Source organism: Brevibacterium sp. UBA7493 (genome assembly GCF_002479565.1).
GTDB lineage: Bacteria > Actinomycetota > Actinomycetes > Actinomycetales > Brevibacteriaceae > Brevibacterium > Brevibacterium luteolum.
Map to the genome: position 1 here is coordinate 108,998 of NZ_DLOD01000008.1, position 20,861 is coordinate 129,858.

Sequence of the window (20,861 nt, forward strand, 5' to 3'; positions counted from 1 at the left end):
TGTGAACGACGACGGAAGCGCTGTCTACGCGCCAACTGTGCCTGCGGTTCTCGCCGACCGGCTATCCGAGCCGGTCCCGACGCAGCGAGCGTTCAAGTGGAACCGCTCCAAGTGGATTCCCGTGGTCCATGATGCTCCGGATGCCGTTGAGACGTTAGAAGCACTGCCCGATCACCTCGACCGCGCCATAGTGCGCGACGTCGTTCAAGAAAACCTCGCGATCGACCGCATCCTGGCGGCATTCATCCCCGTCCTGATCTGGGGAGGGCCGGGCGGCTACGGCCCGTTCCGCGCCAGGTCGATCCTCACAGGCCTCCGGAGACGGGCGAACGCGACCGCACCCCTCGACGAGACGATCAGGCATCGCCTGCATGCCGGAGCCATCGCTGTTCGGGATTCTGGTGCCGCGGAGGCGTTCCGGTTCATGAACAACGAGGGCAAGATCAAGTACCTCGGCGGAGCCTTCTTCACGAAGTGGATCGCCTTCTCGTCAATGGTCGACTTCGTCGACGGCCCCGACGTGGCTCCGATCCTGGACAAGCGCGTGAGCGACTGGATTGCTGCCCGCACTGCTGATGCGGGAAGCATCCGCCTGTCCCCGCGGTCCACTCGGGACTACCGCCGCTATCTCGACCTGCTCGACTCTTGGGGTACCCCGTACGGTCGGAGTCGGGCTCAGGTCGAACTGGCGATCTTCGAGCTGACGCGAGACCGGCCCGAAGCATCTCTGCGCGCCGTGTGACTCTCTCAGATCGATAGCCTCGAGCCACTCCCCCGGTCGGACAACGACGGCTCATAAGGACAGGACCCCGGGAAACCGTCGGTCTTCGGCCGCGTCCAACGAGCAGAGTGGACGATGCACCTTACCCGGCCGCCACGTACCCACCTCTTGGAACGAGTGTTTGCAGGGTGCTTCTGGTCGAGCTCGCCGGACCACGATAGGATCGAATCACTACGACCGGTTCCGCCTGCTTCGGCAGGTCCAGGGCCGGTCCTCATTTTCCAAGCGGTCGCCTCGGGGCAGTGACCATGTAGGTGCCTGCCTTTTGCCACTCGGTTCGTCGTCTCGAGTACGTGCGCCGGGCGAACCCACCTTGTCCCGGCAGTGCTAGCCTGAGGCCACTACACGACCGTTGCACTGGCGGCGTGACTACAACCTGTCACCTAACCGTGCAGCAGTCCCTCGAGCGCCCGGCCATCGGGTGTTCTTGGCCGCTCGGGCAGGTGTACCGACGCGCCCCGCGACGCATGACGGACTCAGGAGCGCACTTCCTGGGTTCGTGTGCCTCGGCGGCTGGCTTCGAGGGCTGAGGAGAGCGTTCGAGCGTCGTAGCTGCCCAGCAGCCGTCGGCCGTCGACGAAGAACGTCGGGGTGGCGTGCGCCCCGCTTGCATCGGCGCTTTCGAGATCCCGCTCCACACGGGCATGTACGGCGGCGCTATCGAGGTCAGCCGTGAACTGGGCGACATCCAGGCCCAGCTCTTCGGCGTAGCGGATCAGATCTTCGCGCTCGAGCGCATCTTGCCGCGTGAAGACGAAGTCCAGCCACGGCCAGAACATCCCCTGATTCGATGCCGCCTCCGACGCTCGTGCGGCTATGGGGCCGTGAGGGTGATGTGGCAGCTGGCGAACGACATACCTGAGATCGTCTCCGAACCGGTTGTGAAGGTCCTCCCAGGAACCCGTTGCGTGCGCGCAATAGGAACATTCGAAGTCGATGTACTCGACGAGCGTGAGCTGGGCGTCCTCTGGTCCGCGGATGTGGTCGACTTCAGGATCAACGGGTGGTGTGAGCATCATCGGCAGATCTGCCGTCTCCTCTCCCCAGCGTTTCGCAGCAACCCGGAAGATCAGCCAACCAAGCGCGGTGGCGAGCACCATCGCGACCAACACGCCGACGGTCGCTTGCCGACCCAGGTCGGACGTCGAGCCGAACGCGAGGCCGATCACCAGGAGAGCCACGGTGAACCCGATCCCCGAAAGCGCCGCGCCGCCGAACACGCTGCCCATCCCGACGCCCTCGGGCAGCCGACCGGCTCCGAGCTTCACAGCGACGAAGGTGGCGAGACCGATGCCGAGAAGTTTGCCGAGTACGAGACCCACGATGACTCCCCACGTCACGGAGGACTGGAAGGAACCGACGAGCACGCCGCCGCGCAGGTCGACACCAGCGTTCGCGAGCGCGAAGATCGGGACGATGACAAGCGCGGTGGGCATGCGCAAGACCTCGTGCATGCGTTCATTGACCGAGATACCTTGCGCCAAGCCTCGATCGACTGCGCGGGCCGATGCCGCGCTCGGCGACTGCCAGAAGTCGCGGAACAGCTGACGAGCCTCGACCACCTGTTGCCGACGCGTCGGGTAGGCAGGGATGAGGAGTCCTGCGACCATGCCCGCGAGGGAGGCGTGGACTCCGGAATCAACGGTCGCGAACCAGAGCACAATGACAATCAGCACGTACGGTGTGGCGCTCCATTGCCGCGAACGACTCAGAAGCCACAACCCGGCGAGGCAGGCAACGGCGATCAGCAGCGGAACGAGCCGGATCTCGTCGCTGTAGACGATGCCGATGATGGAGACGGCGAGGAAGTCATCGACGACGGTGAGGGTGAGGAGGAACACCCGCAACTGGCCGGAGAGTTTCGGGCCGACCAGCGCGAGGGCACCTAACAGGAACGCGGTGTCGGTACCGACCACCGCGCCCCATCCACCGAGCCCGTCGCCGCCCGCGGCGGCCACGATCAGGATGTAGAAAACAGCGGGCAGTGCCACGCCAGCGACGCCAGCGATCAACGCGAGGCGCGCGCGGCTGGCGTCTCGGAGCGTCCCATGTGCGAACTCCTGTCGCACCTCGAGGCCAACGACGAGGAAGAAGACCACCATGAGGCCGTCGTTGATCCAGTGGTGCAGGTTCATGTGCAGTCCGAACCCGCCGACATCGAACCCGATCTCGACATCCCACAGCCCGAAATAGGCCTCGGAGAGTTGGCGAGTTCGCCCAGAGCAGAGCGACCGCTGTGACGACGACCAAGAGCACAGCCGAACCCGCCTCCGTGCGAATCGTTCGCCAAATACTGCGCCGTTCCATCTGCCCGCTCGTCATGCGGGAAGCATATCGGCTTCGGTTCTTCGCCGTCGAATGTGAGTCATGCGAATAGTCCGCCGCCGATGAGCAGCATGCGCAAGCGGTAGTTGTCGCGGTTGCGTAAGCCGCGGGCGATGCGTCGGTGAGCTCGATGAGGCCGTTGATGGCCTCGGTGCCGACGTAGTTCGCGCCGCCGGTGTCGAAGTAGCCCAGGAACTCGCGCTGCCAGGTACGTAGCGTCCGGCCGAGGCGCGCGACTTCCGGGATCGGGCAGCTCGAGAACGAGGCGAGGACCTGGGTGGCGAGCGCTTGTCCTTCGCGGTGGCTGGCATGGTGGTAGCAGGCGCGCAGTTGTTGCGCGCAGTACCAGGCGACTTCGACAACGAGGTAGCGTTCGTCGGCTGCCCAGGCGCGCTCGAGCCTGACGCGCTGCCGAGCCGTGAGGTGTTCCTCGCCTGCGCCCAGCAGGTTGCGGATCCCGTAGAGCGAGTCGCCCTTGCGGCCCCGGTGGCCATGGATCTGCTACTGCACGCGGCGTCACACGTCGTCGACGATCTTGGTCCCGAGCTTCACGATGCGGAACGCGTCGAGCATTGCGCGGGCGTCTTCGAGTTGGTCGTCGATGGCGTTTTTATTGCCGCGAAAGGGGTCGAGCGTCGCGATCTCCACCCGGGCCCGGAACGCCGGCCCGCGCTCGTGCAGCCACGACCGGTACGCCTCGCCGGAGCGGCCCGGGACCAGATCCAGCAGCCTCGCGCGGGTGCGGCCGTGGACGTCGCGGGTGAGGTCGACCATGCCGGTGAGCTCCTTCGGGCCACCCCCGCCGGCATCGATCGGTCGGGTCAAGACGTGATGCCAGATATGTTCGTCGACGCCCAGCACGGTCACGTCGTCGAACCTTGCCGGGTCTGCCCGGGCTGCTTCCAGCAGCGGCCGGATCGGGGACCGACCTTCCGCGACGACCACTAACCAAGGCGGACGCGCCGTGGGCCGGTGGCACCGCACGATTTACTGCAGTAAGACCTATGGTCGTACAGCTAGAGATCAACGACCCGATCTTGTTACCGTTCATCAAGGTCTGATGCACGTTTAGGTGACATTCAACATGGCTAGTTTCGGCTGGCCTAAAAGGATGAACCTATGCCCACTCGGTACCCCAGAGAGTTCCGCGACGACGTCATCCGGATCGCGTTGGATCGCGGCCCGGAAGTGACACTCGCGCAGATCGCGAAGGACTTCGGTATCCATGTCGGAACCCTCGATAAGTGGCTACGAGAGGAACGCGTCGAGGCCGGACAGAAACCCGGCATGACCGTTTTGAGAATGCTGAGCTACGTGAGCTTCGTAAACGGAACAAGCTCCTCGAACAAGAAGTGGAAGTGCTCCGTCGTGCTGCCGCTTATCTCTCGCAGGCGCACCTGCCGGGAAAAGGCTCTACCCGCTCGTGAAAGAGCTCGCCAATGACGGGGTCCCTGTCGTGGTGTCGTGCCGGGTATTGAAGCTTTCCCGCCAGCCTTACTACCGCTGGCTCCGCAACCCAGTGACTGAGCGTGACTTTACGCAGGCGTATCGCGCGAACGCGCTCCACGACGCCCACCTTGAAGACCCCGAGTTCGGATACCGGTTCCTCGCAGACGAAGCAAAGACACTCGGCGAGCCGATGGCTGACCGGACTGCATGACGGCTTTATCGTGATCAGCAGTGGTGGTCAGCGTTTGGGAAGAAGAAAGCCCGCGGGAAAGGCAGAAAACCTGGCCCACCCGTTCATGATGACCTGGTGCAGCGCGAGTTCGTAGCAGCTGCCCCGAACGAGTTATGCCTTTCAGACATCACCGAGCATTGGACTGGTAAAGGCAAGATCTACCTCTGCGCGGTGAAAGACGTCTTCTCCAACCGGATTGTCGGCTACTCCATCGACGCGCAGATGACGTCCTCGCTTACGGTGACCGCGTTGAACAACGCCGTGCTTCGCCGCGCTCACTTGTCAGTTCAAGTGTGGTTTGTTAGCGGAGAAGCACGAAGGCGTGGGCCATTTCCGGGCCATTCTTTTCGTGAGAAGCAACCGAAATCAACTAACACTCACCGATCCGCATCGCGTGATTCTGCCGATCCGTCTATATATACAGTGCGGAAAAACCCCTGGTCAAACTGAAAATCGAAAGGTCACCGGATCGACGCCGGTCAGAGACACAGTCACGAAGGCCCTCGCATATCATGCGGGGGCTTTCGTGCATCCCCTGGGCAGCCCGTCCGGCGGTGAGCCCGGAAATCACCAAGAACCCAGGCCCGTGGCAGGGTGAGGAGAGGGACATGTGGAGGCCGACTGAGCAGGAGCAAACTGGGTTCCACGGTGCAAACCTGCATCAGCCCCGGCACAACTCGCGGTACCTGTCGCTGCAGCTCAAGGCCGGTTACGATGGCACCGAGACGCCCGACTATCAGCTGCAGGAGGTGCACCACCGTGCCTAGGTCATCAGCGAAAGATCGCCGCCTCACCGTCGATGGCGAGCAGTTCCGCATCCGGCAGACAGGTCGCACAGAGTACTACTACGACTGGCTCACCGGACCCAACCCGGACTATGGTTTCGCAGGCGGAACCTATCCGCCCAGCGAGCTGACCGACGACGACCATGTCGAGGCGATCCGTGACTTCCTCGCCGAGATCGACCCCGAGACCGGCTACCTCTCAGACTCCTGAGGCCCCGGCCACCACCGCAGGGTCGGTCACGATCCGGCGCAGCACCTCGGTGAGGTGGTCGAGGCCTGAGAGCAGATCCTCGTCCTTGGTGAACTCGTTGAGATTGTGCGAGATCCCCTCGACGCTCGGCACGAACAGCATCACCGTCGGCACGAGGTCCTTCATATTCGTCGAGTCGTGCCCAGCGACAGTGAGCACCTCGCCGTGGGACAGCCCCAGCGCCTCGGCGACGGAACGCGCGAGAGCAGTGCCCTCCGGCTGGTACGGGTTCTGGTCCCAGGCGTGCTCGTGGACGATGTCGATCTCGACACCGACGCTCTCCTCCACCTCGGCCATGGTCGCCTGCAGCTTCTTCGCCGCACTGTCGATGACCTCCATGCTCGGTGAGCGCAGGTCGAGCAGAATGCGGGCCTCGCTGGCGACGACGACCGGGGAGTTCGGGTAGACGGTGATCTCACCGACAGCGGTGTGCAGCGCACCCTCATCGTAGTCGTCGACGAGCTCGCGAGCGGCGACGATGAGCTTGGCCGCCCCGAGCAGCGCATCGCGCCGATCGGCCATGAGCGCCGAACCGGAGTGCGCCTGCTCGCCGCGGATGCGCAGCTCGTACTTATGCGCAGCCCACGTCGCAGAGACAAGGCCGATCGTCACGCCGTCCTCTTCCATGCTGCGGCCCTGCTCGACGTGGATCTCGGCATAGGCGGCCACGTCGAGCTCGACAGGCCCGTCGCCGCGCTCGCCGATCGCATCGAGGGCCTCGCGAACAGTCACTCCCTGTTTGTCACGAGTCTCAAGCGCCTCGTCGAGCCCGAGCTTGCCAGTGAACACACCCGAGCCCATCATCGAGGGCTTGAACCGGCTGCCCTCCTCGTTGAACCAATTGACAACGGCGATGTTGCAGGCCGCCTCCCCGGGATTGGCGGCGAAGTGCTCGCCGAGCCGGAACGCCGCATGCGCTGAGGCCATGACGCCGTAGGCTCCGTCGAAGCGGCCGGCGGTCGGCTGCGAGTCCATGTGCGAGCCGGTGAGCACATAGGGCGCACCCGGAACGAGTTCGAGCAGCCCGAACTGGTTGCCGATCTCATCGCGGAGCACCGTCATCCCGTGCTTCTGCATGAGACTGGCGAACCAGCGGCGCTGCTCGCCATCGGGCTCGGTGGCTGCCTGCCGGTCTACCCCGTTGGTGCCGGGCACCGCGCCGAAGGTGGTGTGGACGTCCCAGTCGGCGAGGAAGGCGTCGTCGCGCGTAGTGTCCTGGCTCATGTGTGGTCTCCGTTCTGCTGTGCGGCGTTCTCGTCCGTCCCCCCGGGCGCGGCTCGCGTCCGGCATCTGGCTGGAGGGTCCCCGCAGGGCCGGGTTGGCGACGTTGCAGCCATGAGCGCGACGTCCAGGCGGGCCAGGCGGCTGCGGGGTGGCCGCTGCGGATACGCCGCTCCTTGGGTTCCACGATAGTCGCGAAAGGACCGCTGTCGTCACCGGGTCCGCAGCGTCGTCTGCCGAGCGCGCGGCTGAGGCACTCCTTCGGCACGCACGCGTTGGATCCGCTCACCCAAACGCCCCGGCGAGCTCCTCCCACGCGGCCTCAACATCACTGCCAGGCGGCAGCCGCCCGTCGAGTTCGAGGATCGTGAGCCCGTGGGCGGCCGCCCACAGTGCCTGCGCAATCACCGGATCACCGATGACGGCGAAGAACGGCTGACCCGACCACTCCTCCAAACCTTCGGGCAGCGCGCCCCGGTCGAGCGGCCCGGTCGTCGCCAGCCGGTAGAGCTCCGGCGACTCAGCAGCGGTGGCGCGGTAGGCCCGCAGCAGCGCGGGGACCGAGGCTTCGGTCTCGATCGCATGCCAGCATGCCTGCCCCATCTGGGCGAAGGCATCGATGAGCAGCTGGGTGCGCACCGCATCCTTGCTCGGCAGATGCTTGTACAGTGACGGCGCCCGGATCCCGAGCTCGGCTGCCAGCGTGCGCATGCTCAGCGCATCCCAGCCTTCGGTTTCGACGCGGCGGCGTGCAACGGCGAGGATCTCGGCTTGGCGGGGGCTGCGCGCCGGAAGTTCGATCGGCATCTCAGTCATGGGCACCAGTCTGCCGCAAGTCGACGGCCCGCTGCCCGATGGCCGCGTTGACCTCGGCGAAGTCGGCTTCGAGGTCAGCACGCATCGATGCCATGAACGGTGCGACCACACCAGTGAACGTCTCCTGCTGCGTCAGCCGGGTGCCGCCACCGGGCAGCGCTTCGAGCCGGAACGAGTGCTCAGCATCGACCAGCCCCGGCACCCACATCCGCCCGGCCCAGGTGAGCTCGCGGCCGGGTTCGGCAGTCAGGACCGTCGGCGTGAAGGTCATCGCGCCTTCGCCGAAGACAACGACGTTGCGCAGCTTCTCTCCGGCGGCGACGGTGCCGGAGCTTTCGATGATCGAGGGATTCCATTCGCGGTAGCGCTCAGTGTCGGCCAGCACTGCCCACAGCTCATTGGGTGAGGCGTCGAGTTCGGTGACGGCGACGACCATGACCGGGTTGAGGCGGCTGTAGGCGAAGAGGCCGGCGGCCAGGATGACGGGGATGGACAGGCAGACGGCGATGGTGCGGGCGACGGTCATGACGAGGACTCCGATCAGTGAGGTGAACCGCCAGCCAGCAGCGGCTAACAGTGTTAGCCTAGCGGTTGGCGGGACCCCGGGCAATGCCATGTCGTTTTGAGTCCGGTCGCCCTGCAAACCCGTCAGCAACCGAGCCGTGTCTCAGCTGCTGCGGGCGTAGAGGCCGATCATCTCCCACTGGCGGGTGTAGCGGTTGAACGCGCGGATCGCACCCTCGGTGTCGTCGACATCGAGGCAGTCGATCCAGTCGGTGACATGCTCGGCACCGGTGCCCGGCCACAGCACTTCGCTCATGCCGCCGAGGTCGAGTTCGAGCATCGCGTTCATATCGAAGTCATCGAGCCAGTCGCCGAACGCCTCGGTCGATTCGACGACGGTGCGCAGCCGCGACTTCTCGTCCATGACGTCGTGGGCCCATTCGACGCGGGCGGCGGCGGTGACGATCGGGGTGCGGATGCGGATCCGGAAGCTGCCGTCGTCGGTGTCGGTGCTGATGACGCGGTCGTTGCTCGGGTCGATCGCCAGCCACCACACCGGGGAGACGTCCCAGGCCGAGGTGCGGGTGAACACGCGGGTGTCCGGGTCGTCCTGCATCCACTCGACCCGGTGGCTGGCCGCCCTCCGCCGGGCGGCCTTCGGCACGAACATGTCGAGTTCGGTGCGCGGGTGAGCCTCCATGAGCGCATCGAGGGCGTGCCAGGAGCGGATGTCGTCCTGGACGGGGCAGACGCGGTCGAAGCTGTCGCCGGTCTCTGCGCCGGTGAGGAACAGCGGGGTGCCGCGGTAGGAGTCGGCGACCGGGTCCGGGGGCAGGCTGATGAGCCGATCGTCGGCGTCCTCGGCGACGAGTCGCTCGATGGTCTCCCGGTTCGCACTGACAGGGTAGTCGGCGAACTCCTCGTGCACGACCAACGGCTCGAACACCCGCAGGGAGATGACATAGCTGCGCTCGTAACCCATGTGCTCACTCTATCGTTCGCACCCGGTTCGCCTCCGCCTCGGGCCCGGCTCTTCTGGACTCATTCGCCTTTTGCTCGGGACTGTCTCATAATGGTGTCCAGTATTGCCACGCTCGCCTGAGGTGACATGACACCTCTGTGGCGGCGGGGTAGGATTCGAAGCACAGACAACCGGAGAATCCCGGGGCCGACAGCCAGCAGCCCTGGGTCTGACCAGGAGGGGGTCGACGCCTGTGGGTCGCGGCCGCGCAAAGGCGAAGCAGATCAAGGTTGCCCGTAAGCTGAAGTACTACAGCCCGGAGACGGACCTGAGTGCACTCCAGCGAGAGCTCGGGGGCGCGTCGACGTCTGATGACTCCGATGACTACGCGGACTACGATGATCCGGATTACTCCGATTATGCCGATAAGTACGCTGACGATGAGGACAGCGACGACCGCTCCCACTGAGCGCTGATTGCGTCAGGGCCCTGCCGACAGGCGGGGCCCTTCGCCGTTCCCGAGGCGGTTCTCGCCTGGCCGGCTCAGTCGAGCAGGATCGCCGCGCCCCCGTCGACACCCTTGGCACCCTGCACGTAGTACGGGTCGGAGGCATAGGTGCCGTCGTCATCGCTGACCTCGCCGAGCAGCCACGAGCCGGGCAACGCGGCGAGCAGCGCCTCGGCGGCGGCCGGATCGACAGCCAGGACCATGCCGACGCCGAGGTTCCAGGTGCGTTCGCGGTCGGCCTGCGGAACCTGCCCGAGGTCTCCGAGGACGTCGAAGACGGCCGGGACCTCCCAGCTGGACCGGTGCATGCGCGCCAGCGTGCCGGGTGGGATGACGCGGGCGACGTTGGCGGACAGACCGCCCCCGGTGACGTGGGACATCGCGTGGACGGCGCCGGGCCGGGCGTCGAGGATCGCTGCGAGATCGCCGGAGTACACGCGGGTGGGCGTGAGGATCTCCTCGCCGAGGGTGCGGGAGAACTCGGGCACCTCACGGTCGAGGGCCCAGCCGGCGTCGGCGATGATGCGGCGGACGAGCGAGTAGCCGTTGGAGTGCAGGCCGGAGGCGGGAAGCCCGATGAGCACATCACCGGTGTTGACGCGTTCGGGCCCGAGCAGGTCATCGGCTTCCACAGCGCCGGTGGCCGCTCCGGCGATATCGTATTCGTCGACGCCGAGCAGGCCGGGGTGCTCGGCGGTCTCGCCGCCGACGAGTGCGACACCGGCAGACGCACAGGCTTCGGCGATGCCGCGGACGATGTCGGCGATGCGTTCGGGCACGACCTTGCCGCAGGCGATGTAGTCGGTCATGAACAGCGGGCGGGCGCCGCAGACGATGATGTCGTCGACGACCATGCCGACGAGGTCGTAGCCGATGGTGTCGTGGATGTCGAGGGCCTGGGCGATCGCGACCTTGGTGCCGACGCCATCGGTGGAGGTGGCGAGGTAGGGCCGACGGTAGTCCTTGAGCCAGGTAGCGTCGAACAGGCCGGCAAAGCCGCCGAATCCGCCGACGACCCGGTCGTTGTGGGTGGCGGCGACTGCGGACTTCATCAGCTCGACGGCCCGATCCCCGGCTTCGACGTCGACGCCGGCGGAGGCGTAGGTGGTGGCTTCGGGGCTCTGGTGGTCCTGAGTCATCAGCATCCTCTTTCAGCTGCCGCGATGTCGGGCACGGTGATGGGGTAGTTGCCGGAGAAGCAGGCGGTGCACAGTTCGGCTTCGCGCTGCTGGGTGGCGGTGATCATGCCGTCGAGTGAGATATAGCCCAGCGAGTCGGCACCGAGGGACTGGCAGATCTCCTCGGTGTTGAGGCCGTTGGCGATGAGCTCAGCGCGGGTGGCGAAGTCGATGCCGTAGAAGCACGGCCATTTGACCGGCGGGGAGGAGATCCGGATGTGGATCTCCTTCGCCCCTGCCTCGCGCAGCATCCGCACAAGGGCCCGCTGAGTGTTGCCGCGCACGATCGAGTCGTCGACGACGACGAGCCGGCGGCCGGCGATGTTCTCCTTGAGCGGGTTGAGCTTGAGTCTGATGCCGAGCTGGCGCAGCGTCTGGGAGGGCTGGATGAAGGTGCGGCCGACGTAGGCGTTCTTCATCAGTCCCTGCCCGAAGGGGATGCCGGATTCCTCGGCGTAGCCGACGGCGGCCGGGGTGCCCGATTCGGGTGTGGCGATGACGAGGTCGGCGTCGACGGGGTATTCGCGGGCGAGCTGGCGGCCCATCTCGGTGCGGGCGGCGTGCACGGTCTTGCCGTTGAGGACGCTGTCGGGCCGGGCGAGGTAGACGTATTCGAAGACGCAGCGGGCCTGTTCGGGTTCGGCCCACCGGTAGGAGCGCAGCCCGTCCTCGTCGATGGCGATGAGTTCGCCGGGTTCGATCTCGCGGACGAAGGAGGCGCCGACGATGTCGAGGGCTGCGGTCTCGCTGGCGACGACCCAGCCGCGTTCGAGGCGGCCGAGGGCCAGCGGGCGCACGCCGTGGCGGTCTCGTGCGGCGTACAGGGTGTGCTCGTCCATGAAGACGAGTGAGAAGGCGCCGTCGAGTCTGGGCATGAGCTCCCGGGCGGCAGCCGTGAGGTTCTCGGCCGCCGACGAGGCGAGCAGCTCGGTGACCAGCGACGTGTCGTTCGAGGAGTCGCGCCCGGACCGGGTGCGGGCCGGCTTCTGGGTGGCGGCCTTGACGGTCTCATCACGCGCGGTGACCTTCGCGTCGGCCATCTCCTGCAGGTCGGCGAAGTTCGTCAGGTTGCCGTTGTGGGCCAGTGCGACGGTGCCGAATGGGGTGGGCCCGAGAGTGGGCTGGGCGTTCTCCCAGGACGAGACCCCGGTGGTGGAGTAGCGGGTGTGGCCGACGGCGATGTGGCCGGGCAGAGTGTCGAGGTCGCTTTCGTCGAAGACCTGGGAGACGAGTCCCATATCGCGGTAGATGAGGATCTGCTTGCCGTTGCTGGCGGCGATGCCAGCCGATTCCTGGCCGCGATGCTGGAGGGCGTAGAGGCCGAAGTAGGTGAGCTTGGCGACCTCCTCGCCGGGGGCCCAGACGCCGAAGACACCGCATTCGTCCTGCGGGCCTTGGTCGGCGAAGTCGAAATCGTCGCTGGAGGCTGCGTTCACGCGTGTCACGCCGTCATTCTCTCACATCCGTCTCCCCCGCCCGGCCGGGTTCAGAGGGCTGTTCGCCAGCGGTCTCGACCTCGGGCACCTCGGTGTCAACCGCCTCGGTGTCGACGGCCCCGGGTGCGGGGTCATGTACGGCGGGCACAGTGTAGGTGCGGGCGCGGCGCAGGCTGATGCGGTCGAGGATGAGGGCGACGACGGCGCCGAGGAAGCCGCCGATGGTGCCGACGAAGACCATGAGCATCCACGTCGCCGAGGCCTGGGTCACCTCGACCTCGACGCCGGCCATGTCGACGGGCAGAAAGGACAGGATACCGCCTGCGATCATGCCGAGGATGGCGCCGAGGATGATGAACGCCGAGTACTTGGGGCTGCGGCGGACCGAGACGTCGATCGTGTCGTCGTTCATGGGCTCCCTTGGTTGCCGTGGTGGCAGGCGGCGGCCTGCTGGTGTGCGCCCAACAGTCTAGTTCACCGGTCCCGCGTGCCGCGATTGCCGGTCGTGCCCGCGCGATGAGCCCGATGCCGATGTCGCGTTCGTCGAAGAGCCGGCGGGCCAGCGGGCTGACCACGAGGATGTAGGCCAGCGGGCTGAGCACGGCGACGACGACGCGCTTGTCGCTGACGGCCACCGCCGGCAGACCGGCCGGTCGGTGAAGGTCAGATCTTCATGACGACGGTCTTCGTCTGCGTGTACTCATCGAAGGCCTCGATCGACTTCTCGCGCCCGTACCCGGACTTCTTGAAGCCGCCGAAAGGCAGTTCGACGCCGCCGCCGGCGCCGTAGGTGTTGACGAACACCTGGCCGGCTTCGATCTCCGCGGCCATCCGGTGAGCGCGTGAGAGGTTCTGCGTCCACACGGCTGAGACGAGGCCGTAGTCGGTGCCGTTGGCCTCGGCGATCGCCTGCTCGTCGGAGTCGAAGCTGCGGGAGACGACGACGGGCCCGAACACCTCCTCCTGCCAGATCTCGGAGTCGGCCTCGACATCGGCGACGATCGTCGGGGCGAAGAAGGCGCCCTCCGTGCCGGAAGAGCCTTCCGTACCCGAGGTGCTGATCGCCTCGGCTGCGGCGCCGCCGGTGAAGATCTCACCGGAGTCGAGACGCTCGAGGAACCCGGTCACCCGCTCGAACTGCTTGCGGGAGACGAGCGGGCCGAGCATCGGGTCGTCGAGTCCGGGCCCGATCGTCACCTCGCGCATCGCAGCGCTCATCTTCTCCAGCACCTCGTCGCGCACGTCGGTGTGGACGAGCAGCCGGGAACCGGCCGAGCAGGTCTGGCCGGCGTTCTGGATGATCGAGCGGACCAGGGAGGGCACAGCTGCGTCGATGTCGGCATCGGCGAAGACGATGTTGGCCGACTTCCCGCCGAGCTCGAGGACGGTCGGGATGACCCGGTCGGCTGCCGCCCGGGCGATGATCGAGCCGGTGCCGGTCGAGCCGACGAAGCCGAGGTGGGCGACCTCGGGGTGCTGGGCGAGTGCCGCACCGGCCTCCCGGCCGAGTCCGGTGACGACGTTGAAGGCGCCGGTGGGGAAGCCAGCCTGGTCGAGGATCTCGGCTAAGCGCACGGTGGTGCGCGGGGTTTCGTCTGCCGGTTTGGCCACCGCGCAGTTGCCGGTGGCCAGCGAGGTGGCTGCCGCCCGGCCGACGAGCTGGAGGGGGTAGTTCCAGGCGACGATGTGGCCGGTGACGCCGTAGGGTTCGCGGCGGGTGTAGACGTGCATGTCCTCGCCGAGCGGGATGGTGTGGCCGTAGTAGGCCTCGATGGTGTGGCCGTAGAACTCGAAGTAGCGGGCGCACACATCGACGTCAGCATAGGCCTGGGACAGCGGTTTGCCGGTGTCTTCGCTTTCGAGCCGGGCGAGGTTCTCACGGTCTGCGCGGATGAGTTCGGCTGCTGCCACGAGCAGGCGGGCGCGCTCCTCCGGCTTGGTCCGGCCCCAGGACTGCTGGGCTCTGCCGGCGGCGATGACGGCCTGGTCGACTTCGTCGAAGCCGCCCCGGGCGATCTGCCCGATCGTCTCGTTGGTCGCCGGGTCGATGTTGTCGTAGGTCGTCACCGAGGGCACGTGACGGCCGCCGATGAAGGACGTGATCTGCGCAGGAGTTGAGGCCATGTCCTGAGCCTAAGCCCCCGCACCCGAGGTGTCAGCCCGCCGGCCGCATCCCGGACGCCTGACCTTTCTCAGTCGGCTTCGAGGGCGGTGGCCCAGCCGGTGCCCGGCAGGTTCTCGAACACGAGGTTCGTCTGGGTGCGGGTGATGGCCGGGTGGCTGGCGAGGTTGTCGACGACGAAGTCGCGCAGGGCATCGGCATCGGTGGCGACGACGTGGATGATGAAGTCGTCGCTGCCGGCCATGTGGAAGACCGAGAGCACCCCCGGCCAGGTGGGGGCATCGCGGCGCAGCGCGGCGATCGCAGTGCGGTCGAGGTGACCGATCTGGCAGGAGACCATCGCCTCCAGCGGCAGGCCGATGCGGTCCTTGTCGACGGTGATGCCGAATTTCGCGATCACCCCGGTGGACACGAGCCGGCGGATGCGCAGCGCCACAGTCGATTCGGCCACGCGCAGCCGGCGGGCCAGCGTCCGCCCGGAGGCGCGCGCGTCGGCATCGAGCAGGCGCAGCAGCTGCCGGTCGATGGCGTCGAGTGCGACATCGGCCACAGTGCACCCCCTTTCCACATCGCAGTGTCTGCGGCAGACTGCGATACAGTGCCCATTGTGCCGCGGTTCCTGCAGGATTATCCGCTCATCCTGCAATTATCTGCAGCAGATGCGCAGGTTCACGTCGAAGAGGAGTTGAATGCAGGCCATGAGCCACATCACGCCCGGCGAATCCGCCGCCCACGACACCCACCCTGACACCCTGGCCGTACACGGCATGACCGCGCGTGCCATGAGCGAGGGCACGCACGTTCCGACGATCGATCTGTCAACGACCTACCCGCTGCCCGAGGTGGAGTCCGGCGGAGATTCCTATGAGCTGCTCGCCGGCGGCGGCCGCGCCAAGGATGGTGCGACCTCGCTCGTCTACCAGCGGCTGTGGTCGCCGAACGCTTCGGACTTCGAGGAGGGCCTGGCCGCACTCGAAGGCGCGGAGTCCGCTGTCAGTTTCGCCACCGGGATGGCTGCGATCTGTGCGGTGCTCCAGCAGCGGGTGGCTGCTGGCAAGCCGCACATCGTGGCGATCCGCCCGCTCTACGGTGGGACCGACCATGTGCTGGCCACCGGGTTCCTCGGCACCCGCGTCACCTGGGCGACCCCCGACACGGTGACTGAGTCGATCGAGTCCGACACCGGTCTCGTCATCATGGAGACCCCGGCGAACCCGACGCTCGAACTCGTCGACATCGCAGCTGTTGTCGCGGCCGCCGGTGACGTACCGGTCATGGTCGACAACACATTCGCCACCCCGGTCCTCCAGCAGCCGCTGGCGCACGGGGCTGCGTATGCGGTGCATTCGGCAACGAAGTACCTCGGCGGCCACGGGGATGCGATGGGCGGCATCGTCGCCTGCTCCGAAGACCGCGCCCGCGAGCTGCGCGGCGTCCGCTCGCTCACCGGCGGGCTGCTGCACCCGATGGGCGCCTATATGCTCGCCCGCGGTCTGCGCACGCTGCCGGTCCGCATCCGCCAGCAGCAGGAGAATGCGCAGGCTGTTGCCGAGGCACTCGACGGCCATGAGGCGATCGCCCGGGTGTTCTTCCCCGGTCTCGACGGCCAGGATCCGGCCGGGCTCATCGGCTCGCAGATGTCGGGTCCCGGTGCGATGCTCGCCCTTGACATGGCCGGCGGCTACCAGGCCGCTGCCGCGTTCGCTGAGCGCACCCGCCTGGCAGTGCACGCTGTCTCACTCGGCGGCGTCGACACTCTCATCCAGCATCCGGCCTCGCTGACCCACCGCCCGGTCGCTCCCGACGCCCGCCCGGCCGCCGGTGTCGTGCGCGTGTCGATCGGGCTGGAGGATCCGCGCGACATCATCGCCGACTTCACCCAGGCTCTCAGCTGAGGGACAACTCCCGACAGCACCTCAGCGGCCGCGCCTTTTCGGTGCGGCCGCTGCGCATGTCGGCGGTAGAATGACAGTTTATGAAGACCGGTTCTCCCCTCGGTCCTTGGGCCATCGGCTGGCGCATCATCGCGCCCGTGGCGGCACTTGCCGTGCTCACCACCGGCCAGTTCCTCAAGACGAACGACTATTTTCCCCTCGGCTCACTGTCGCAGTACTCAACGGCCCGCGACCTCAACGGCCAGGTCAAGACCGCCTATCTGCTCGCCCGGTTCCCCGGCAGCGATGAGGACGTCAACCTGAGCCTCAACCTCCGGGTCGTCGGCATCGAGCGCGGTGATGTCGAGTCCCAGCTCGGCAACATCATCGCCGACCCGGCGATGCTGCAGACGATCGCTGACGGCTACGCGCGCCTGCACCCGGGTGAGCCGCAGCCGACCCATCTGACGCTGTGCCGGTCGATCACGCAGCTGAAGAACGGTGTGGAGACCGGCGAACCGGAGCACATCGTGCTCGCCGAATGGCAGGCGCGCTGATGCACCGCTTCACCGACTGGTTCCTGCCCGCCGTCCCCGCTGCGCGCCTGGCGGTCTTCCGCGTCATCATCTACGCGTTCGTGCTCATCGACGTGTTCCTCATGTCCAACGACGTCGTCAACCACGGCTACAAGCCCGACTTCTACCAGCCGACACTCCTGCCCCGCCTGCTCGGCCTGCCGCCGGTGTCCGTCTGGGGTGCGCACACCCTGCAGGTGCTGCTCGTCGTCTTCTGCGTCCTCGGCGCGATCGGCATCGCCCAGCGCATCACCACCGTCGGCGTCGCCGTGTGTTTCTGGTTGTGGATGATGTACTCACAGGGCTACGGCTATGTCGCCCACGACCACATGGCGCTCATGTTCGCCGTGCTCCTCATCCCCACCGCCGGCGTCATCGCCTTCTCCGACTTCCGCCCCGACCGGCGCGCCGGCTGGGTGCTGCGGATCGTGCAGATCTGTGTGGTGCTCACGTACTTCTATTCGGTGCTCATGAAGTGGATCGCCTCAGGCTCACTCATCCGCTGGGCCAACGGCGCGGTGTTCGTGTGGGCGATCATGCGCCGCGGATCGGTCTTCATCCGCTGGACGCTCGAATACCCCGGCCTGCTCATCGCCGCGCAGTGGGCGCTGCTCATCGTTGAGATCCTCACCCCGGTCGCCCTGTTCGTCAAGGGCCGGATCCTCTACGCGATCGTCATCTTCTTCTGCCTCTTCCACCTCGCGACCTACCTGTCACTCGGCATCCACTTCCTGCCGACCGTCGTGTGCTGGGCGGCGTTCCTGCCGCTCGAACGCCTGCTGCCGGCCTATCGCCGGCACACCGCGCCCGAGGCGGAGGTCGCCTCAGCCTGAGGACTCACCTTCCGGGTGCGAGACTCGGCACCGGCAGCCCGAACACATGTCTCAATGCCCGCTGGGCTGCGAACCAGCCGTTCATGCCGTGCACACCCGGACCCGGCGGGGTGGCCGCCGAGCACAGGTAGACGCCGGGGATGCCGAGTGAGTACGGATCCCAGGTCAGCCGGGGCCGGGCGACCATCCGGTACAGCGACACGGTGCCTGCGGCGATGTCGCCGCCTGCGTAGTTCTCGTTGTGCTCGGACATCTCTGATGCCGGCACGCAGGCGGAGTCGACGATGACATCGCGGAAGCCGGGGGCGAACCGCTCGATCTGGGCGGTGATGTGCTCGGTGACATCGACCGGGCAACCGGCCGGCACATGCGCGTACGTCCACAGTGGCCGCAGACCCGCCACCTCCCGGGAGGGATCAGCGACCGTCGGGTCGGAGACGAGCACGACGGGACGCTCGGGCAGCCGGCCGGAGGTGACCTCCGCCTCGGCGGCGGCCATCTGCTCCCTGGTCCCGCCCAGGTGCAGGGTTCCCGCGGCGGTCAACTCAGGATCGCGCCACGGCACCGGCCCGGAGAGCACGAAGTCGACTTTCGCGGCGGCATCCCCGTGCCCGAAGCGCGTGAGCCCCGCCCGGGCCGTCGCCGGCAGGCTGGCGTCCCAGATGCGGGCGGCGGTACCAGCTGAGGTGTCGAGCAGATAGCTGCGGGCAGGCGGCAGGTCAGCCGCGGTCTCGATGAGCACGCCCGTGCGGATCGTCCCGCCGTGGGCTGCCAGGTCGGCGGCGAGCGCGTCGGTGATGGCCTGGGAGCCGCCGACGGGGATCGGCCAGCCGGCCCCGTGCGCGAGTGTCGCCAGCAGCATCGCTGCGGCTGCAGTCGCCGGGGAGGGCAGGGTGCCGATCGCATGCGAGGCGACACCGGCGAACAGGGCCCGGGCGGGCTCAGTGCGCAGCGGCAGATTCCAGGCCGGTGTCCCCTGCTGGAACAGCCGGGCCATGAACTGCGTCGAACGCGCGAGGGCGGCCGGGCTGCGCAGGGCAGCCGGCAGGGACCGCTTGTCACCGAGGGAGAGCCACACGATCTCCTCGATGTGATCGGCGAACGGCTCGAAGAACCGCTTCCACGCCGGCCCATCGGCACCGAGGCCCGCGGCGGTCCGGTCGAGGTCGCGCCAGGCCAGTGCTGCCGGCTGGTCGTCGAGCGGCTGGGCGTAGGAGATCTCCGGCACGGCGAGCTCAACACCGCGGGCGGCGAGGTCGAAGTCAAGCAGGAACGGGCTGGCAAGCGCCATCGGGTGGACGGCGGAGCACACGTCGTGCCGCAGCGCCGAGGCACCGGTCCGGCCGGCGGCGAGCCCGAGGTTGAGGGTGCGCGCTCCCCCACCGACAGTCTCCTGCGCCTCTAGGACCTCGACGGCCAGCCCGGCGCGGGCGAGGGTGACGGCGGCGGCCAGTCCGTTGGGTCCGGAGCCGACGATGACGGCATCGAGTGCCGGGCTCCGCCGCAGCGCCGGTGGCTGATGCATCGGCTCAGCTGCCGGCGAGTTCGGCGGGAGTGAACAGGGGCAGCTGCTGACTCAGATCGGCCCGCGTGCCCGAGGCGATCGCCGGGTCGGCGGCCTGTGCGTCGGTGAAGCTCAGTTCGCCGATCGCCAGTCGCAACCACGTCTCCGGGTCGGTTTCGATGACATTGGGCGGGGTGCCGCGGGTGTGCTTGGGCCCTGCGATGCACTGGGTGACGCCGAAGGGCGGGATGCGCACTTCGACGGTGCCGCCCTCATGCCGGGCGGCGAGCTCTTCGAGTGTGTAGCGCACGGCCATCGCCAGGGTGCCCCGTTCGACGGCGTCGGCGCCGGTGCGGCGGGCCTGCTCCCAGCGGGCGAGTGCGGCCCGGCCCTCGGTCTGGTCGATTCTGCGGCGAATGCTCATGACTGTTCCCTCCCGTGCATCGCATCGTACAGGCCCGATCCGGCGCGCACCTGCCCGACGACGGCGGGGGCGCCGAGTTCGTCGATGCCGCCGGTGATCTGCGGGGCCAGATCGCTGATGACCGGCAGGGCGGCCTGCGCATCGACCGCCCCAGCGTGGGCAAGCAGCTCGAGCGCGACCATCGAGGTGATCCGGTTCGACCCGTCGAGGCATTTGACCGCAACCGCCCAGCCGTCGCGGGTGCCCATCACCATGACGCCTTCGGCGCCGAACTTCGCGAGCACCTGGAGTCGTTCGATCGCCACCGCGTTGGGCCGGCCGTGCCCGTCGATCGCCCACGGGTGCTCGACGACCGCTTCGGTCAGCAGCCGGGCTGGTTCGCTCACACCCGCTGCGATCTGCCCGATGCCGCGGGCCAGGCGGGTGAGCGGCATCGCGTGCACCGGTGCCCCGCAGCCGTCGACGCCGACGTGATCTGACGGCGCCCCGCAGTAGCGTTCGACGGCGGCGGCGACTGCCTGCTGGACCGGGTTGTCAGGATCGAGGTAGGTGGCGGTGTCCCAGCCGTTGTGGGCGCAGGCGGCCAGAAACGCGGCATGCTTGCCGGAGCAGTTGTAGAACAGCCGGGAGGTCTGCTTGCCCTCAGCCCGCGTGAGGTAGCGGTAGTCGGGGTCGGCCGGTGCGACGGCCGGGCACTTGAGCGCGGTCTCGTCGAGACCGGCATCGGCGAGCATCTCCTCGACGACCTTCACATGCCCTTCCTCGGACCGGTGGGAGGCGGTGGCGAGCACGGCGGCCTCCCCGGCGAGCGCCACCCCGGTCTCCATGACGGCGACTGCCTGCAGCGGTTTGAGGCACGAACGGGTGAGCACCGGCACCTCGGGAGCCCCGGCCTGCGCATACACGCCGCCGTCGGGGTCGAGGACGACAGCGGAGCCGATGTGGCGGGATTCGATGAACCCGCTGCGCTCGATGACGGCGAGCTCAGCGGCCTGGGCGGCGGTGCTGGTGGCAGGGTCGGCAGAAGCACTCATGCCCCCACTCTAAAGCCTGCCTGCCCGGCTGCGACCCGGCATACTAAGC

At 67.4% G+C, this 20,861-nt stretch carries 18 protein-coding genes and 3 pseudogenes; 7 read left to right on the forward strand and 14 right to left on the reverse strand.

Features of this window, described 5'->3' with window-relative positions:
• Position 1: 1 nt before the first annotated feature.
• Positions 2-742: a hypothetical protein gene (locus B4E96_RS05560; RefSeq protein ID WP_286956693.1), complete on the forward strand. Its 741-nt coding sequence runs from the start codon at positions 2-4 to the stop codon at positions 740-742.
• 515 nt (positions 743-1,257) lie between these two features.
• Here the strand turns inward: B4E96_RS05560 and nhaA are convergent.
• Positions 1,258-3,088: pseudogene (gene nhaA, locus B4E96_RS05565) on the reverse strand (Na+/H+ antiporter NhaA).
• Between the two features lie 58 nt (positions 3,089-3,146).
• Positions 3,147-4,024: pseudogene (locus B4E96_RS05570) on the reverse strand (ISL3 family transposase); the annotation flags it as partial.
• Positions 4,025-4,225: 201 nt separating this feature from the next.
• Here B4E96_RS05570 and B4E96_RS05575 point away from each other — a divergent pair.
• Positions 4,226-5,060 (forward strand): annotated as a pseudogene (locus tag B4E96_RS05575) (IS3 family transposase); the annotation flags it as partial.
• 486 nt (positions 5,061-5,546) lie between these two features.
• On the forward strand, positions 5,547-5,783 hold the full coding sequence (locus B4E96_RS05580; protein WP_286956694.1) for a hypothetical protein: 237 nt from the start codon (positions 5,547-5,549) through the stop codon (positions 5,781-5,783).
• Here B4E96_RS05580 and B4E96_RS05585 read toward each other — a convergent pair.
• From B4E96_RS05585 to B4E96_RS05600, 4 genes are all read right to left on the reverse strand, one after another.
• Entirely contained in the window at positions 5,772-7,046 is a 1,275-nt protein-coding gene (locus B4E96_RS05585; RefSeq protein ID WP_286956695.1) for a M20 family metallo-hydrolase, read from the reverse strand. The genes B4E96_RS05580 and B4E96_RS05585 overlap by 12 nt on opposite strands.
• Positions 7,047-7,328: 282 nt before the next feature.
• On the reverse strand, positions 7,329-7,859 hold the full coding sequence (locus B4E96_RS05590) for a TetR/AcrR family transcriptional regulator (protein ID WP_286956696.1): 531 nt from the start codon (positions 7,857-7,859) through the stop codon (positions 7,329-7,331).
• Positions 7,852-8,385 (reverse strand): SRPBCC domain-containing protein, encoded by a 534-nt coding sequence (locus B4E96_RS05595; protein ID WP_286956698.1) that lies wholly within the window; start codon positions 8,383-8,385, stop codon positions 7,852-7,854. The genes B4E96_RS05590 and B4E96_RS05595 overlap by 8 nt, the downstream gene beginning before the upstream one ends.
• A 141-nt stretch (positions 8,386-8,526) precedes the next feature.
• Positions 8,527-9,345 carry a hypothetical protein gene (locus tag B4E96_RS05600; RefSeq protein ID WP_286956699.1) on the reverse strand — a complete coding sequence of 273 codons (819 nt, stop codon included), beginning with the start codon at positions 9,343-9,345 and terminating at the stop codon, positions 8,527-8,529.
• Positions 9,346-9,577: 232 nt separating this feature from the next.
• Here B4E96_RS05600 and B4E96_RS05605 point away from each other — a divergent pair, with 232 nt between their 5' ends.
• Entirely contained in the window at positions 9,578-9,793 is a 216-nt protein-coding gene (locus B4E96_RS05605; protein ID WP_102162091.1) for a DUF3073 domain-containing protein, read from the forward strand.
• Between the two features lie 74 nt (positions 9,794-9,867).
• Here B4E96_RS05605 and purM read toward each other — a convergent pair whose 3' ends face one another.
• The 5 genes from purM to B4E96_RS05630 form a co-directional block, all read right to left on the reverse strand.
• Positions 9,868-10,971 (reverse strand): phosphoribosylformylglycinamidine cyclo-ligase, encoded by a 1,104-nt coding sequence (purM, locus tag B4E96_RS05610; protein WP_286956700.1) that lies wholly within the window; start codon positions 10,969-10,971, stop codon positions 9,868-9,870.
• The gene (purF, locus tag B4E96_RS05615) at positions 10,971-12,455 is read right to left on the reverse strand and encodes an amidophosphoribosyltransferase (protein WP_286956701.1); all 1,485 of its coding nucleotides are present in this window, start codon (positions 12,453-12,455) and stop codon (positions 10,971-10,973) included. Before purF ends, purM begins: the two co-directional genes overlap by 1 nt.
• Positions 12,456-12,459: 4 nt before the next feature.
• The gene (locus B4E96_RS05620) at positions 12,460-12,858 is read right to left on the reverse strand and encodes a hypothetical protein (RefSeq protein ID WP_286956702.1); all 399 of its coding nucleotides are present in this window, start codon (positions 12,856-12,858) and stop codon (positions 12,460-12,462) included.
• A gap of 251 nt (positions 12,859-13,109) precedes the next feature.
• Positions 13,110-14,570 carry an aldehyde dehydrogenase family protein gene (locus B4E96_RS05625; RefSeq protein WP_286956703.1) on the reverse strand — a complete coding sequence of 487 codons (1,461 nt, stop codon included), beginning with the start codon at positions 14,568-14,570 and terminating at the stop codon, positions 13,110-13,112.
• Positions 14,571-14,638: 68 nt separating this feature from the next.
• The gene (locus B4E96_RS05630) at positions 14,639-15,118 is read right to left on the reverse strand and encodes an Lrp/AsnC family transcriptional regulator (RefSeq protein WP_102162096.1); all 480 of its coding nucleotides are present in this window, start codon (positions 15,116-15,118) and stop codon (positions 14,639-14,641) included.
• A gap of 148 nt (positions 15,119-15,266) precedes the next feature.
• On the opposite strand from B4E96_RS05630, the gene B4E96_RS05635 reads away from it, so the two are divergent.
• The 3 genes from B4E96_RS05635 (at position 15,267) to B4E96_RS05645 (ending at position 17,850) form a co-directional block, all read left to right on the forward strand.
• Positions 15,267-16,463 (forward strand): trans-sulfuration enzyme family protein, encoded by a 1,197-nt coding sequence (locus B4E96_RS05635; RefSeq protein WP_286956705.1) that lies wholly within the window; start codon positions 15,267-15,269, stop codon positions 16,461-16,463.
• An 80-nt stretch (positions 16,464-16,543) separates the two neighbouring features.
• Positions 16,544-16,999 (forward strand): hypothetical protein, encoded by a 456-nt coding sequence (locus B4E96_RS05640; protein WP_259855380.1) that lies wholly within the window; start codon positions 16,544-16,546, stop codon positions 16,997-16,999.
• On the forward strand, positions 16,999-17,850 hold the full coding sequence (locus B4E96_RS05645; protein ID WP_259794605.1) for a hypothetical protein: 852 nt from the start codon (positions 16,999-17,001) through the stop codon (positions 17,848-17,850). The genes B4E96_RS05640 and B4E96_RS05645 overlap by 1 nt, the downstream gene beginning before the upstream one ends.
• Before the next feature lie 4 nt (positions 17,851-17,854).
• Here B4E96_RS05645 and B4E96_RS05650 read toward each other — a convergent pair whose 3' ends face one another.
• Genes B4E96_RS05650 through B4E96_RS05660 form a run of 3 tightly spaced genes read right to left on the reverse strand, consistent with a single transcriptional unit; the run spans position 17,855 to position 20,812 of the window.
• Positions 17,855-19,375: a phytoene desaturase family protein gene (locus tag B4E96_RS05650; protein WP_286956708.1), complete on the reverse strand. Its 1,521-nt coding sequence runs from the start codon at positions 19,373-19,375 to the stop codon at positions 17,855-17,857.
• 4 nt (positions 19,376-19,379) lie between these two features.
• On the reverse strand, positions 19,380-19,778 hold the full coding sequence (locus tag B4E96_RS05655) for a sterol carrier family protein (RefSeq protein WP_286956709.1): 399 nt from the start codon (positions 19,776-19,778) through the stop codon (positions 19,380-19,382).
• Positions 19,775-20,812: an asparaginase gene (locus B4E96_RS05660; RefSeq protein ID WP_286956710.1), complete on the reverse strand. Its 1,038-nt coding sequence runs from the start codon at positions 20,810-20,812 to the stop codon at positions 19,775-19,777. Before B4E96_RS05660 ends, B4E96_RS05655 begins: the two co-directional genes overlap by 4 nt.
• Positions 20,813-20,861 lie beyond the last annotated feature (49 nt).